This window comes from Kitasatospora sp. NPDC053057 (genome assembly GCF_044546945.1).
GTDB lineage: Bacteria > Actinomycetota > Actinomycetes > Streptomycetales > Streptomycetaceae > Kitasatospora.
Genome location: NZ_JBITZP010000038.1, coordinates 45,953 through 61,297, shown reverse-complemented (window position 1 = coordinate 61,297; position 15,345 = coordinate 45,953). Strand labels below are relative to the sequence as shown.

Below are 15,345 nucleotides of genomic sequence, written 5' to 3'. Positions count from 1 at the left end.
GACAGATGATGAAATCTGTTATCCGTTCGCTGTCATCTGTCAGCCGTCACCCGCGCCGCCTGACCGCCAGCGGCAGCAGGGCCGCCGTCGTGGCCGCGACCGCGACCGTGGTGAACGCCAGCGGCAGTCCCGCCGCGTCGGCGAGGAAGCCGATCACCACCGGCCCGATCAGCATTCCGCCGTACCCGAGCGTCGAGGCGAGCGCGACGCCCTGCGGTCCGCCCGCCGCACCGGCGCGTGCGATCGCGAGCGGGAACAGATTGGCCAGCCCCAGGCCGACCAGGATGAACCCGCCGATGGCCAGCGGCACCGCCGGGGCCAGGGCGGCGACCAGCATGCCGGCCGCTGCGGTCAGCCCGCCGAGCAGCATCAGCCGGTTCTGCCCGAGCCGTATGGACAGCCACGTGCCACCCACCCGCCCACTGGTCATGGCGAAGGCGTACGCGGCGTACCCGGCGGCGGCCGTCCCCGCGCTCGCGTGCACGTCGTCGGTCAGGTGGAGCGTGGTCCAGTCGGCGATGGCACCCTCGCCGTACGCCGTGCACAGCGCCGTGAGTCCCAGCATCAGCACCAGCAGCCGGATGTGCCTCCCGGCCGGGCGGTCCGTGGAGTTCTCGGCACTTCCCGTGGCGGCCCTGTCGCCGGCCCCGTCGCCGGCCCCGTCGCCGGCCCCGGCACCGGCGCCGCTGCGCTCCGGTGCGACCACTGGCGCAGCCGGGCTGCGCAGCAGTACGACGCCCGCGCCGACGGTGACCGCCAGCCCCAGCAGCCCGCCGAGCGCGAGCGCCCACGCGGTGGTCAACCGGTCGGCGAGCAGCCCGCCGAACCCCGCGCCGACCAGTCCGCCCAGGCTGTACCCGGCGTGGAAGCTGGGCATGACGGGCCGTCGCAGCTGCGCCACCAGGTCGACGGCGGCGCTGTTCATGGCGACGTTGGCGCCGCCGTTCCCGGCGCCGAACAGCAGCAGCGCGCCGCCGAGCGAGTACACCGAGTGGGCGTGCGCGGGCAGCGGCGCGGCGAGGCTCACCAAGGTGAGCGAGCCGACGGTGACCGGCCGCGAGCCGTACCGGAGGCAGAGCCGGCCGACCACCGGCATGGTGGCGACGCCGCCGATGGACAGGCAGAGCAGGGCGAGCCCGAGGGCGCTGTGCGAGGCGCTGACCTGGCTCCGGACGTCCGGGATGCGCACGACCCAGGCGGCGAACAGGAAGCCGTCGACAGCGAAGAAGGCGGTGAGTGCGAGCCGTGCGGCGCTCCAGGGTCTGTCGGGCGCCGGGGGTGTGCTGCGAGACTGGGGGGAGGAGCCGTCGGCGTGGCGGTGGGAACGGATTTTGTTTCGAAGCGGCACAAAGCCACAATAGGGGCGTGCAGCTCTCACCATCAAGCCCACGGCCCCGCTCCGGGACCGACCCCGACGCGCAGCGCGACGCCCACCGTCGCGCGGCCCCCGACCGCGGTCGGACGCTGCTCGGCCCCGCGCTCTCGCTGATCCACACCGGCCAGACGCCCACCCGTTCCGCGCTCACCCGCGCGCTGGACGTCACCCGGGCCACCGCCGGCGCGGTCACGGCCGAGCTGGAGGCGCTCGGCCTGATCACCGTCGACTCGCGCCCGGCCGGTGGCGGTCGCGGCCGCCCCTCGCACCGGCTGGCGATCGACCCCCAGGGCCCGGTCGTGATCGCCGGCCAGATCCACGCCGACGGGCTGAGCGTCACCCTGGCCGGCCTCGGCGGACTCCTCGACCCGCCGGTCCACCTGCCGCTGCCCGCCGCCACCGACCCGGTCCGGATGCTGCGCGCCGTCGCCCAGGCGGGTGCCGAACTGGCCCGCTCGACCAGCCGCCGCTGCCTGGCGGCCGCGCTCGCGCTGCCCAACCCGGTCACCGAGCCGGACGGCACCGCGCTCGCCGCGCTGCACTTCGCCTGGCCCAGCGGCACCCCGGTCGCCGACCTGTACGACGTCGAGGTCGGCCGTGCCGACCACGGCCCGATGGCGGTGCACCCGCTGCCCACCGCCATCGCCAACGACGCCAACCTCGCCGCGCTCGCCGAGTACCGGCACGGCGCCGGGCGCGGCGCCCGCCACCTGCTCTTCGTCACCTCCGGCCACCGCGGCGTCGGCGGCGCCCTGGTGATCGACGGCCACCTGCACACCGGCAGTGCCGGGCTCGCCCTGGAGGTCGGCCACCTCACCGTCGACCCGCAGGGCCGTCCGTGCGTGTGCGGCAACCGGGGCTGCCTCAACTCCGAGACCGACCCCGACGCGCTGTTCGCCGCCGCCGGCCTCACCCCGGAGCCGGGGCGCCCGCTGCTCGACCAGGCGCGCGAACTGTGCTGGGCGGCCGCCACCGACGAGCGGGCGCGGGCGGCGGTCGAGCACGTGATCGACCGGCTAGGGCTCGGACTGGCCGGGGTCGCCAACATCCTCAACCCGGACCGGGTGGTGCTCAGCGGACTCCACCTCGACCTCCTGGAGGCCGCCCCCGACCGGCTGCGCGCGGTGGTCGCCGAGCGGAGCCTGTGGGGGCGCAGCGGTCGGGTGCCGATCGTCGGCGCGGAGCTGGCGCACGGCGCGCTCGCGGGCGCGGCCGAGCTCGGCTGGGGCCCGTACCTGGCGGACCCGCAGGCGGTGCCGGTGTAGCGCCGGGGGCGCGGCCCGAGGACGATAAGCGGAAGCTGGGCCTTTGAAAACGGTCACTTATCGTGACCCTCGTACACTCGTAGTGAGCAGCGGGGGGCCGCAATGAGGGAGTAGTGACCATGAGCACCCAGTCCGGTGTGAGCCTCGGCATCGAGCCGACCGTCGACGTCGACCGCTCGGACCCGAACTACCGGGCCTGGCTCAAGGAAGCGGTGCGCAAGGTCCAGGCCGATGCCAACCGCTCCGCCGACACCCACCTGCTGCGCTTCCCGCTGCCGGCCGAGTGGGGGATCGACCTCTACCTCAAGGACGAGTCCACCCACCCGACCGGCTCGCTCAAGCACCGCCTCGCCCGCTCGCTGTTCCTGTACGGGCTCTGCAACGGCTGGATCCGCCCCGGCAAGCCGGTGATCGAGGCCTCCAGTGGCTCCACCGCCGTCTCCGAGGCGTACTTCGCCCAGCTGATCGGGGTGCCGTTCATCGCGGTCATGGCCAAGAGCACCAGCCAGGCCAAGATCGACCTGATCGAGTTCCACGGCGGCGAGTGCCACCTGGTCGAGCGCTCGGACGAGGTGTACGAGGCCTCCGCCCAGCTCGCCGAGGAGACCGGCGGGCACTACATGGACCAGTTCACCTACGCCGAGCGGGCCACCGACTGGCGCGGCAACAACAACATCGCCGAGTCGGTCTTCGCCCAGCTGCGCCTGGAGCCGCACCCCGAGCCGACCTGGATCGTCGCCACCGCCGGGACGGGCGGCACCTCGGCGACCATCGCCCGGTACGTGCACTACATGCAGTACGACACCCGGATCTGCGTCGCGGACCCGGAGAACTCCTGCTTCTTCGACGGCTGGGTCAACCATGATCCGGACGCGGTCTGCGGGAGCGGTTCCCGGATCGAGGGCATCGGGCGGCCCCGGATGGAGCCGAGCTTCGTGGCCGGGGCGGTCGACCGGATGATGAAGGTGCCGGACGCCGCGTCGATCGCCGCGGTGCGGGTGCTGGAGCAGGTGCTCGGGAAGAAGGCCGGGGCCTCCACCGGGACGGGGCTGTGGAGCGCGCTGCGGATCGTCGCCGAGATGCGGGCGGCCGGGCGGACGGGCAGCGTGGTCACCCTGATCTGCGACCCGGGGGACCGCTACCTGGACAAGTACTACTCGGACGACTGGCTGGCCGGTGAGCGGATCGACATCGCGCCGTACCGAGCCGCGATGGAGTCCTTCCTGGCGGGCGGCGCCTGGACGGGCTGACAACTGACAGAAGACAGGTAACAGAAAACAGATAACGGATGACAGATTTCAGATTCTGTTATCCGTTATCTGTCATCGTCAGCTGTCGCCAGTCAGCTGTCACCCGTCCGCCGCCGGATCACCGCCCGCCCACCCGCGAGGTCGATCCCCGTGCGCTTCGGCGCACCGTCGTGCTCGTCGTCCCGCAGCACCAGTTCGACCCGCCGCTGCTCCAACTGCACGCGCTTGCTCGGGTAGAGCAGCGCGTGCAACTCCTCCGTCGCGGTCGCTCCCGCGCCCCGTCCGCCCGCGCCCCGTCCGCCCGCAGCCGTGCCCGGTCCGCCCGCCATCGGCCGGCTGCCGAACCGCCGTACCACCGCGCCGAGGAAGAACAGCACCACCAATCCGGCCGGTAACAGCAATCCGCCCGCCGCGCCCGTCAACAGCATGCTCATGTGCACCCAACGGTCCGCTGCCGTCGGGGAGTTCCCCGCCCCCTACGGCAGCGGCACCCCCGGCAGGTCCGCCGGGACCAGCAGCTGCAGCTCCTCCGTGGACGGGTCGGCCAGGGCCGCCACCCGCACCGCGTGCCGCTCGACCATGGTCTCGAACACCTGCCGCGCGGTGCGCCCGTTGCCGAAGTTGGGGCCGCGCTCCAGCCGGGCGAAGTGCTCCAGCAGTGCGCCCTCGGCCGCCTCGGAGAGCGCGTACTCGTGCTCCGCGCACTGCGCCCGGGCGATCTCCAGCAGCTCGTCCGCCGTGTAGTCGGGAAACGTGATGGTGCGTGAGAACCGCGACGAGACACCGGGGTTGGCAGACAGGAAGCGCTCCATCTCGGCGGTGTAGCCCGCCACGATGACGACCACCTCGTCCCGGTGGTCCTCCATCAGCTTGACCAGGGTGTCGATCGCCTCGCGCCCGAAGTCCCGCGCGCCGTCCTCGGGGGCGAGCGCGTACGCCTCGTCGATGAAGAGCACCCCGCCGCGCGCCCGGTCGAAGGCGGCGGCGGTGCGGATCGCGGTGGACCCGATGTGCTCGCCGACCAGGTCGACCCGGGCCACCTCGACCAGGTGCCCGCGCTGGAGCACCCCGAGGGAGGCGAGGATCTCGCCGTAGAGCCGGGCGACGGTGGTCTTGCCGGTGCCCGGGGCGCCGGTGAAGACCAGGTGGCGGCGCAGCGAGGGTGCCTTGAGCCCGGCCTGGCGGCGGCGCCGGCCGACCGAGATCAGGTCGATCAGGGTGCGCACCTCCTGCTTCACCGTGGCCAGTCCGACCAGCGAGTCCAGCTCGGCGAGCGCCTCGTCGGCCGGCCGGCAGTTCGGGATCGGCCCGATCGCGGCGGTCGCGGCCGAAGCCGCCGAAGCCGCCGATGTCCCCGAGACAGCAGAGGCCGCCGAGGGCATCGACGCGGCGGTCAACGCGGGCGTGGCGGCGGCCAGTTGGGAGGCCCGAGGGTTCGGCAACTCCGGCAGTCCGGAGGTCTTCGCGCCCGCGGGGGCGGCCGGTGCCACGTCGTCCGAGGTGCACCCCTCGGCGACCGGTCCCGGTTCGGAGAATTCGAATCCGGCCCGCTCGTTCTGCTCCGCCCGGCACCGGATGAGCTGGGTGCGGCACCCGTCGATGATGTGGAAGCCGAAGCCCTTGCCGTGCGAGACCCGGCAGTCCTCGAAGGTGCCCCGCCCCTGCGCCGAGACGTACACCCCGGCGTCGGTGCTCGCCCGCACGGTGCATTCGCGCAGCACCGGGTCGGCGCCCTTGGTGACGATCACCCCGGTGGCGACGTCGGAGATCTCGCAGTCGGTGAGCAGCCCGCCGCTGCCGTGGTCGCGGAACCAGAGCCCGGTCCCGGCCTCCTGTACCCGGCAGGAGGCCAGCGTGACGGTGGCTCCGCCGCTGACCGAGACCGCCGAGCTGCGGATCCGGCTGAACGAGCAGCCCTGGGCGACGGCGGCGGAGTCGCGGTCGAGGACGAACAGCGCGTCCGGCAGGTCGTGCAGCGAGCAGTCGGTGAGGGTGACCTTGGCGCCGTCGCTGACCCACAGCGCCGGGTACTCGCCGGTGGAGCCGTGGATCTGGCAGGACTCGGCGACCGCCTCGGTGCCCTGGTCCCAGACCGACAGCGCCCCGCGTCCGAAGTCCCGCACGGTGCTGTGGACGAGGCTGAGCCTGGCGCGTCCGCGCAGGTCGGCGCCGTTCTCCGGCAGGTCGTGCACCCGGCAGCCGGTGAGCACCAGTTCGGCCTCGCCGTCCAGGGTCAGGCCGTTGCCGGTGACCCGGTGGATGTCGCAGTCGACCAGCCGTCCGCCCGCCTGCGCCTCGGCCTGCACGCCGCTGCCGCGGATCTCGTAGATCTCGCAGCCGGTGAGCTCGGCAGCGCTGTCCGGGTCGGAGAGCAGCACCCCGGCGCCGGAGGTGTGGTGCACCCGGCAGCGGTCCAGTGCGGCGGTCGCCCCGCCGAGGACGGCGAGCCCGGCCTGGCCGGCCGCGGCGACCTCGCAGTCCTCGAAGGCGGCGGCGGTTCCCTCGCCGCGCAGCCGCAGCCCGAGCCCGCCCGGGTTGGCGACCACGCAGCCGCGCAGGGTCGGCCGGGCACCGTCGCTGATCTCGATGCCGGTGGCGGAGCGGGTCTCGACCCGGCAGCCGCTGAACGCGGGCGTCGCCTGCGGTCCGGTGACCAGGACGGCCGGGGTGGAGCTGTCCCCGCCCTCGACCACCAGATCCTTCACGGTCGCGGCGGCGGTGACGGTGATCGCCACCCCGGAGGCCGGTTCGATCCGGACGGTGCCCGGGCCCTGGGCCGGGACGATCGTCACCGGCTTGTCCAGCAGGACGTTCTCCCGGAAGGTGCCCGGCCGGACGGTCACGGTGTCGCCCGGCTCGGCGGCCGCCAGGGCCTCCGCGAGCGTGTCGTACTCGCCCGCGCGGCGACGCCAGCGGGATGCGCTGTCCTGAGTGACCCGGACCCTGTGCTCAGCCATGACGGTCTGTCGTCCCCACCTTCGTCGTGCCGGCGATCAACGGGCCGTGGGCGCGGGGTGCGCGGGCCGTCCGCCCACCGTAGCGCGCCCCGGCGGTGGTCCGTCCGCCCGTCCCGGCCCGCCGGGACGGGTGATCCGGCGGCCCGTCGCCGCGCGGACACCGGGGGCGCCCACCGCGGCCACAGGTTCCGACCACTTGTTTCAACGAGCGCGCACAGCCGGAGTTCCGTACAAGGCGGGCCGCACGCGGAACTCCGGCCAGGGGCGGTGGTGGCTCAGCGCCCGTCGGCGGGCCAGTGTGCGCCGTCCTCCAGCACCTGGACGTCGTCGCCGAGGCGCAGCGTGCCCAGCACGTCGCCCTCGACGCCGGCCGGCCGCTCGGGGATCAGGTTCTGCCCGAACGCGGCCTTGCGCAACAGCTTGTGGTGCCGGGCCAGGGTGCGCAGCGGCTCGGGGCCGCGCCGCTCACCGCTCTCCTGGTCGGTGGTGGTGACCACGCAGCGGCCGCAGGGCTTGACCACCCTGAAGGTGAGCGCGCCGATCCGGATCCGGCGCCAGCCGTCCTCGGCCCAGGGCTCGGAGCCGCCGACCACCACGTTGGGGCGGAAGCGCTCCATCGGCAGGGTCTCGTGGCCGTCCGGGTGCTCGGCGGCGATCAGCTCGTTGAGCCGGTCCAGCGAGGCGGTGGTGGTGAGCAGCAGCGGGAAGCCGTCGGCCATCGAGACGGTCTCGCCGGGCTCGCCGTACTCCGGGTCGACGGGCCGGGCGCGCGGGTCGTCCAGGTGCACCAGGCGGTAGTCGCCGAGGTGTTCGGCGATCCACAGGTGCGCCTCCTTGGCGGCCTCGACGGCGCGGAAGCGGGTGCCCCAGACCTCGACCTCGGCGACCGGGTCCCCGGTGGTGACGGCGGGGGCGGCGACCTCGATCCGGGAGCCGTCGGGGGCGGTCAGCGCGAGTGCACCGTCGGGCAGCGGGCGGACCCGGATCTGCCCGAGCGCGGCGTTCTCGCGCTGGCTGACGAAGCGTCCGGTGGGATCGGCGAGCATCCAGCGGCGGTCTCCGGCCAGACCCCAGGGGTGGACCGCGGCGGTGTCGGGGCTCAGACGGTACATCGACTTGACGGGGTAGACATGGAGTCCGGTGAGGTGCATTCCCCCATCCTGCCAGCAGCGATGCGGCCGGACGCACGGCCCCGGGAGGCGCTTCGGCCGCTGCGGCCCCGGATGCGCTTCGAGCACCGGGGGCCCGTATGCGCACGGACCGCCCGGTACGCCGTGGGGGGCGTTCCGGGCGGTCCGTGGATGACCCGTTTCTCCGTTCGCCCGGCGTTCAGGGGTCGCCGGGTGGTGCTCAGGTGGTGCGGGTGCGGGCCGGTGGGGTCGGCCCTTGGTGGCAGTGCTCAGTAGCCCTGGCCCTGCGGCTGGTAGCCGCCCTGCTGGTAGCCGCCGGGCTCGGCGTACGGGCCCGGGCGCTGCGGCTGCATCGGGCGGACCGGTGCGACCGGCGCCATGGCCGGGCGCAGCTGGGCGCCGCCGAAGCCCTGGTCGCTGCCCTGGCCCTGGAAGCCGGGGCCGGCCGGGTTCGGACCGCCGAAGGACTGCTGGCCGCCGAAGCTCTGCGGACCGCCCTGCGGGAGGCCGCCGGGCTGGCCCTGGCCGAAACCGGCCGGTCCGCCGGTCGGCTGCGCGCCGAAGGTCTGCTGGCCGCCCTGGCCGATGAAGGTGTTCTGGCCGCCGAAGCTCTGGCCGCCGGTCGGCTGGTAGCCGCCGCTGGCGGTCTGGGCGAAGGCCGGGGCGGCGGGCTGCGGCCGCTGGTACGGCTGGGGGGCGCCGTAACCGGGGACGGGCGGCTGCGGGGCGGAGGCGTACGCCGGCGCGGACTGCGCTGGGATGTACGCCGTGGCCGGGCCGGCGGAGGGGCCGCTGCTCGGGCCGGGGCCCAGGGCGAGGCGGGCGGGCGGCAGCGCGGGGAGGTTGCTGCCGGCGCTCTCGTACCCGTTGCCGTACCGGTTCTCGTAGGACTGGCCGAGGCCGGATCCGTACCCGGAGGACAGGGCCGGCGGCAGGGCGGCCGGCACGTTGATGGGTGCGATCTGGGGGACGCCGCGCTCAGCCACGAGGCTGTCGTAGATCGGCGTGCCGGAGGAGAAGGACGGAGAGGGGTAGCCGACTCCGTCGTAGGAGCGGGGCGAGGTCATGGGGCATACGGTAAGCCCACAATGCGCCTGCTGAGGAGAGCGGGAGGGGGAGCAGTTCGAGTGTTTACACAGTCTTCGCTCGCACAAAGGTTTCGAAAGTAGGAAGAACGGACATAACGACGCCCAGTTCCGGACAACCCTGGCACCCCGTCAGTGATCGAACAGCGCCCGGACGCAGCGTCCGGAAGGCCGCGCGGTTACCGGCCGGTTGACGGCCGGGGCCCCATGGAGAAACTTTTGCGGATGGGGCGTGCGCCCGGCGCATTCGAGCCCCCGCCGACGGTGTGGCGGGGGCTCGTGAATGTTTCGGGCATAAATTTCCCGTCAGTGCCCAGAGCGGGCGATCCGGACGTCCTGCGAGAGCGTTCCGGAAGTCGCCTTCGGGGCGTCAGTGCGACTGCAGTGCCTGGGACTGCGCCGGCAGGCCGGGCCGGGCGGCGACCTCGGTGGTGCAGAACGAGCAGCGGGTCGCGGCGGCCGGGATCGCGCTCAGGCACTCCGGGCAGTCCACCTTGACGGCCGGCGCGGGCTTGGACCTCTCGAAGCGGTCCTGCAGCTTGCCGACCGGTACCACCACGGCGAAGTAAATGACCGCGCTGACCAGCACGAACCCGATCACGGCGTTGACGAAGAGGCCGTACGGGAACTTGGCGCCGCCCACCTCGAAGGTCTTCTGGGTGAAGTCGCCGACCGCACCGGTGGCGACCCCGACCAGCGGAGTGAGGAAGGCGCTGACGAACCCGGTGACGACGGCGGTGAAGGCCGCGCCGATCACGATGCCGACCGCGAGGTCCACCACGTTTCCGCGCAGCAGGAAGCTGCGGAATCCCTTGAACACCGGGTGACTCCAAATCCGAGCGGGGAAGGGGGAGACGGGGCAGTAGAAGGGGCGCCCCGGCCGGACATCCTGCCGAGCGGTCGGGGTCGAGGTCCAACCCGCGTTCACCCGATCCGCGTAACCGGCCGACGGTACGGGCGGGCCCCGGCGCCGGCCCGTACCCGACGCGCCCGGGTGGTGCGCGGGCCCTCCGCGTACCGGTCCATCGGCGTCGCGCGGCTCGTTCCCCACCCGATGGTGTGAGCCGGTACTCGACGCGGCGTACGAGGGGCGGAGGGCGGCACCGCGGAGCGGCGGGGGCGAGACGGGGCGCACGGCGGTCGCAACCGGCGCACGACGGCGGGTCTTCAGCGCACACCGGGTGTACGGGCGCGGGCACGCGGGCCACCGCCAGGTTGCGCGAAGGGGCTGTACCGGACGGAGCGCTGTGCCAAGGTCGGTCCATGCCCGACCATACGGCGGCCGACTCGGCCGGAGCCCGCCCGCGTGTCCTGCACCTGATCAGCGACGAACGCCGGGGCGGCGCCCAGAACTTCGCCCGTGACCTCCACCGGGAACTGCGCCGCCGGGGCCAGGCCTCCGCGCTGTGCGCCCTCGCCCCGCACCCGGCTGTGCCGTCCGCGCGGCCGGGTGCGGCCGCGTCGGGGGTGTGCACCGCGGGGACGGCCGTTCCGGGGACCTGCCGCGAGGGCTGTCCCGACACCGCCCGGCTGCGGGCCGCCGCCGTCCTCGGCCCCGGCCGCCTGCGCCCCAGCACCCTGCGGGCGCTGCGCTCCGCCGCCCGCGCCGCCGATGTCGTGCTCGCCCACGGCTCCGACACCCTGGCCACCTGCGCCCTCGCCCTGGCCGGCACCCGCACCCCCTTCGTCTACGTCTCCGTCGGCCACCCCCGCTACTGGACCGCCAACCGGCTGCGCAGACTGCGCGGCGGCGCCCTGATGCACCGCGCCGCCGCCGTCACCACGCTCACCGACGAGGCGCGCGAGGTGCTGGAGGAGCAGTTCGGGCTGCCCGAGGGCAAGGTCCGGGTGATCCCCAACTCCCGTGCGGCCGAAAGCTATCCGCCCGCCGACGGCCGGGCCGACCGGCGCGCAGCCCGGCACGCCCTGGGCCTGCCGGCGGACGTCCTGCTGGTCGCCTGGATCGGCGCGATATCCCCCGAGAAGCGGCTCGACCTCGCCCTCGACGTGCTCGACCGGCTGCCCGACGTCCGGATGGCCGTCGCCGGGGACGGGCCGCTGCTGGAGGCGCTGGCCCGGCACCCGGCCGCCGCCCGCGCCCACTTCCTCGGCCCGCTGCCCGACCCGGCGCCGCTCTACCGGGCCGCCGACGCGCTGTTGCTCACCAGCGACAGCGAGGGAGTGCCCGGCGCGCTGATCGAAGCGGCCCTGGCCGGGGTGCCGGCCGTGGCCACCGACGTCGGCTGGGTGCGCGAGGTGGTCCGGGACGGTGCCACCGGAGCGCTGGTCGCCCCGGGCGACCCGCTCGCGCTGGCCGAGGCGCTGGCCAAGGTGTTGGCCTGCAACCGTGCGGGCCTCGGCGCGGCCGCCCGGGCGCACGCGCTGGAGCACTTCGAGCTGGGCGCGGTGGTGGACGACTGGCAGCGGCTGGTCGCCGAGGTGTGGACGGCCGATCCCGCGAACTGACGGACGCCGCCCAGTACGCCGACGGCGTCTCCGATGCGGGCCCAGCTACGCCCGTCCGGGTGAATCCGGGCCCGCCGTTCCGCACCGACTCGTCGGTAACGGGCCGTCACCAGCAAACTGCCCGGTGTGAACTCGAAGTCGCTGCTGCGGTCCACCGCCCTGCTCGCCGTCGCCGCCGGGATCGCCGCATCCCCCGTCCAGGCCGGTGCGCTGTCCCATCAACCCCCGTCCGAGGGCGCCCAGTTCGTCAGGATCGACCGACCGCAACCGGTGCGTGAGAGTGCCCGCACCGAGGCCGTCGAGTTCTTCTGGTACGACTGCAGCCACTCTCAGGCGCTGGAGCAGCCGCTGCAGGCCTGGATCGAGAAGCACCGCGCCGACGTCGCGCTGCGCCGGGTCCCGGCGATCTGGCAGGGCAGCCCGGACGAGGGCGTGCAGCGTGCCCACGCGCGCCTGTACTACACGCTCGAGCGCCTCGGCCTGGTCGAGCGGCTGCAGACCAGCGCCTTCCGCTCGATCCACACCGACCGCGCCGACCTCACCACCGAGGCCGCCGCCACCGACTGGGCCGTGCGCCACGGCGTCGACGCCCTGCGCTTCGGCGCCGTCTACCGCTCCGCCGAGGTCGGGCAGTCGGTGGACGACGCGGCCGCCCAGTTCGTCCGCTACGGCATCAACGAGCTGCCGACCGTGGTCGTCCAGGGCGAGTACCGCACCTCCCCGACCAAGGCCGGCGGCGTGGAGGCGATGCCCGAGGTGCTGGACTACCTGGTGCAGCGGGAGCAGCTGCAGAAGCGCTGAACCACCACTGCGGGATGACGGCTGGTCAGCTCGCTCGAACACCCCTTGCCTAACCATTAAAATGCTGTTTAATGGTTAACATGAGCGAGCTGACGATCCCACACGTCCACCACCGCCACGTCGACCTCGACGGCCTGCGCGTCTTCTACCGCGAGACCGGCCCGGCAGACGCCCCCGTCCTCCTGCTGCTGCACGGCTTCCCCTCCGCCTCGCACCAGTACGCCCGGCTGCTCGACGCGCTCGGCACCCGCTACCGGCTGATAGCCCCCGACTACCCGGGCTTCGGCAACAGCGACAGCCCGGCGCCCGACGCCTTCCCGTACCGCTTCGACACCCTCGCCGACGTGATCGAGCGCTTCTGCCTCGCCCTCGGCCTGGACCGCTTCGCGCTGTACGTCTTCGACTTCGGCGCACCCGTCGGCCTGCGCCTGGCCACCCGCCGGCCGGAGTGGATCACCGGCCTGGTGGTCCAGAACGGCAACGCCTACGAGGAGGGACTCTCCGATCAGGCAAGGGAGTTCATCGCCCATCGGCGCGGCGTCCCCGGCGCCGAGGAGGCCGCCCGGTCGATCCTCACCCTGGACATCACCCGCAGCCAGTACGAGGGCGGCACCGGTGACCCCAGCCTGGTCGCCCCCGACGGCTGGACCCTCGACCAGCACTTCCTCGACCTGCCCGGCCGCAAGGACATCCAGGTCGAACTGGCCCTCGACTACTTCTCCAACGTCGAGCTCTACCCGGACTGGCAGGACTGGCTGCGCGCCAACCAGCCGCCCACGCTGGTGGTCTGGGGCCGGAACGACCCGTTCTTCACCGAGGCCGGCGCCCGTGCCTACCTGCGCGACCTGCCCGGGGCCGAACTGCACGTGTTCGACACCGGGCACTTCGCGCTGGAGGAGAAGCTGCCCGAAATCGCCCCGCTGATCGACGACTTCCTCGTGCGGACGCAGAAGTAGTCGCTGCTGACCGGGAGTTCAGTCGCGGCGCAGCAGGTAGGTGACGAACCCGAGCGTCCCCCGGTAGCCGTGCAGCCAGTCGGTGCGGTGGCGGTCCGCGGCATCGCGGGCGGCCGCCGCATCCGGGTGGTCCGGGTGGTCCAGCGCCCACCCGGCCAGCGAACCCGTCCAGGAGAACTCGTAGTCGTCCCACTCCCGCGCCGTGCTGACGTGCCCGTACACCGGCGTCCAGCCGTCCGCGAGCACCCGGTCGGTGGTGGTCGCCAGGTCCGCGAAGTCCTCCGGGACGGCTCCCAGGCCGTCCAGCGCGGCCCGGGACGGCTCGCGCTCCCAGAACCCCTCGCCGACCAGCAACCGGCCGCCCGGCGCGAGGAGTTCACGGGCCGCCGCGAGCGTGGGCAGCAGCCCGTCGAAGGCATGGGTGGCGCCCACGCACAGCACCAGGTCGAACGGCTCCCGGTCGGTGAACTCCCGGGCGTCCCGGTGGTGCAGGCCGATCCGGCGCTCCACACCGAGCGCGGTCGCCGCCTCCCGGGCCCGGGTCAGCGCAGCCGCGTCCACGTCCACCCCCACGGCCCGCCAGGCCGGCCGCGCGGCCAGCGCCCGCAGCAGCCAGGCACCCTCGCCGCAGCCGAGGTCCAGCGCCCGGCCGGTCTCCTGCCCGGCCAGCGCGCGGTCCAGCAGGCGGGCGACCGACCCGTCCGACAACGGCGCCGCGATCGGGTGGTGGGCGTGGGCGAGCCGGGAGATCCGCTGACGGTCCATCCGAGCAGTATGGATCCGACCGGCCCGGCGCGCCCGCGGTTTTCCCGTGCCCGCCGTGCCCGCCCGTGCCCGCCCGTACCGGCTCGTGCCGCTCACACCCGCGAGTACGTCCGGCCCTTCCAGGCCGCGCCCCGGCCGCGCCAGTGGCGCACCGCCGAGTCCACCGTCATCAGCAGGTACAGCGAGGCCGTGAACGGGAGCAGCAGCACGGCCGCGGCCGGCTGCCCGTAGTACCGGACCATCGGCAGGTAGGTGCCGGCCATCAGCGCCCAGGCCGCCCCGCCCGCCACCGCCACCGGCGGCACGCCCGCCACCAGCCCGGCCACCGTCGCCACCGGCGGCACCAGGTACACCAGCGCCAGCCCCAGCACCGTCCCGAGCAGCAGCAACGGCGAGTGCCGCAACTGGGCGTACGCGCTGCGCGACACCATCCGCCACAACTGCTCCAGCCGCGGGTACGGGCGGACGCTGTCCACCTCCCCGGCCAGCCCCAGCCAGGTGCGCCCGCCCGAGGACTTCACCGCCCGGGCCAGCGACACGTCGTCGATCACCGCCCCCCGGATCGCCGCCACCCCGCCCGCACGCTCCAGCGCCTCCCGCCGCACCAGCGAGCAGCCGCCCGCCGCGGCCGCCGTCCGGGAGCCGGGGCGGTTGCTCCGGCGGAAGGGGTACAGCTGGGCGAAGAAGTACACGAACGCCGGAACGATCAGCCGCTCCCAGCCGGTCTCCACCCGCAGCCGGGCCATCTGTGACACCAGGTCCAGCCCGTTGCCCTCGGCGGCGGCCACCAGCTCGGCCAGCGAATCCGGGCCGTGCGCGATGTCCGCGTCCGTCAGCAGCAGGTACTCGGCGTCCGGACCGGCCAGCTCCACCCCGTGCCGCAGCGCCCACAGCTTGCCGGTCCAGCCCGCCGGCAGCGGGGGAGGAGTGGTGACGGTCAGCTCCAGCCCGTCCATCGTCCGCAGCGCCGCGGCCAGCGCCCCGGTGCCGTCCGAACTGTGGTCGTCCACCAGGATCACCCGCGCCCGCCCCGGGTACTTCTGCGCCAGCAGCGTCGGCAGGCTCACCGGCAGCACCGCCGCCTCGTCCCGGGCCGGCACCACGATCACCGCCTGCGGCCACCGCACCGGCGGACGACGCGGCGGCAGCCGGACGTCGGTGCGCCAGAACAGACCGTGGCAGCACGCCAGCCAGAGCCAGACCAGCAGGGAGAACGCGGCGATCCACAGCAGGACGGTCACCCCGGCAGTCTGCCGCAGAACCGGCCGGGGCGGGTGGATCGACTAAAGTCTTGC

13 protein-coding genes are annotated in these 15,345 nt (G+C 74.0%); 5 read left to right on the top strand and 8 right to left on the bottom strand.

The genetic code is table 11. From position 1 onward, the window contains the following. Positions 1–46: 46 nt before the first annotated feature. A complete protein-coding gene (locus ACIG5E_RS30640) occupies positions 47–1,348 on the bottom strand; it encodes an MFS transporter (protein ID WP_396538886.1) in 1,302 nt (433 codons plus the stop codon). A 17-nt stretch (positions 1,349–1,365) separates the two neighbouring features. On the opposite strand from ACIG5E_RS30640, the gene ACIG5E_RS30635 reads away from it, so the two are divergent. Beyond that, a complete protein-coding gene (locus ACIG5E_RS30635) occupies positions 1,366–2,640 on the top strand; it encodes an ROK family protein (RefSeq protein WP_396538884.1) in 1,275 nt (424 codons plus the stop codon). Between the two features lie 119 nt (positions 2,641–2,759). Further along, the gene (locus ACIG5E_RS30630) at positions 2,760–3,890 is read left to right on the top strand and encodes a PLP-dependent cysteine synthase family protein (protein WP_396538882.1); all 1,131 of its coding nucleotides are present in this window, start codon (positions 2,760–2,762) and stop codon (positions 3,888–3,890) included. A 92-nt stretch (positions 3,891–3,982) separates the two neighbouring features. Here the strand turns inward: ACIG5E_RS30630 and ACIG5E_RS30625 are convergent, their stop codons facing one another. The 5 genes from ACIG5E_RS30625 to mscL form a co-directional block, all read right to left on the bottom strand. Beyond that, complete coding sequence (locus ACIG5E_RS30625; RefSeq protein WP_396538880.1) at positions 3,983–4,324, bottom strand: DUF6191 domain-containing protein; 342 nt, start codon at positions 4,322–4,324, stop codon at positions 3,983–3,985. 42 nt (positions 4,325–4,366) lie between these two features. Continuing rightward, positions 4,367–6,847, bottom strand: coding sequence for a right-handed parallel beta-helix repeat-containing protein (locus ACIG5E_RS30620; protein ID WP_396538878.1), 2,481 nt, complete (start codon positions 6,845–6,847; stop codon positions 4,367–4,369). A gap of 275 nt (positions 6,848–7,122) precedes the next feature. Further along, positions 7,123–7,998 (bottom strand): MOSC domain-containing protein, encoded by an 876-nt coding sequence (locus ACIG5E_RS30615; RefSeq protein WP_396538876.1) that lies wholly within the window; start codon positions 7,996–7,998, stop codon positions 7,123–7,125. Between the two features lie 248 nt (positions 7,999–8,246). After that, entirely contained in the window at positions 8,247–9,044 is a 798-nt protein-coding gene (locus tag ACIG5E_RS30610) for a DUF6643 family protein (RefSeq protein WP_396538874.1), read from the bottom strand. Positions 9,045–9,432: 388 nt separating this feature from the next. Continuing rightward, a complete protein-coding gene (gene mscL / locus ACIG5E_RS30605) occupies positions 9,433–9,882 on the bottom strand; it encodes a large conductance mechanosensitive channel protein MscL (RefSeq protein WP_396538872.1) in 450 nt (149 codons plus the stop codon). A gap of 443 nt (positions 9,883–10,325) precedes the next feature. On the opposite strand from mscL, the gene ACIG5E_RS30600 reads away from it, so the two are divergent. The 3 genes from ACIG5E_RS30600 (at position 10,326) to ACIG5E_RS30590 (ending at position 13,285) form a co-directional block, all read left to right on the top strand. Continuing rightward, entirely contained in the window at positions 10,326–11,528 is a 1,203-nt protein-coding gene (locus ACIG5E_RS30600) for a glycosyltransferase family 4 protein (protein WP_396538870.1), read from the top strand. Between the two features lie 126 nt (positions 11,529–11,654). After that, on the top strand, positions 11,655–12,329 hold the full coding sequence (locus ACIG5E_RS30595; RefSeq protein WP_396538868.1) for a thiol:disulfide interchange protein DsbA/DsbL: 675 nt from the start codon (positions 11,655–11,657) through the stop codon (positions 12,327–12,329). Positions 12,330–12,409: 80 nt separating this feature from the next. Beyond that, the gene (locus tag ACIG5E_RS30590) at positions 12,410–13,285 is read left to right on the top strand and encodes an alpha/beta fold hydrolase (RefSeq protein WP_396538866.1); all 876 of its coding nucleotides are present in this window, start codon (positions 12,410–12,412) and stop codon (positions 13,283–13,285) included. 18 nt (positions 13,286–13,303) lie between these two features. Here the strand turns inward: ACIG5E_RS30590 and ACIG5E_RS30585 are convergent, their stop codons facing one another. Both ACIG5E_RS30585 and ACIG5E_RS30580 read right to left on the bottom strand, forming a co-directional pair. Continuing rightward, on the bottom strand, positions 13,304–14,050 hold the full coding sequence (locus ACIG5E_RS30585; RefSeq protein WP_396538864.1) for an SAM-dependent methyltransferase: 747 nt from the start codon (positions 14,048–14,050) through the stop codon (positions 13,304–13,306). A 92-nt stretch (positions 14,051–14,142) separates the two neighbouring features. Further along, the gene (locus ACIG5E_RS30580; RefSeq protein ID WP_396538862.1) at positions 14,143–15,291 is read right to left on the bottom strand and encodes a glycosyltransferase; all 1,149 of its coding nucleotides are present in this window, start codon (positions 15,289–15,291) and stop codon (positions 14,143–14,145) included. Between the last annotated feature and the right edge of the window lie 54 nt (positions 15,292–15,345).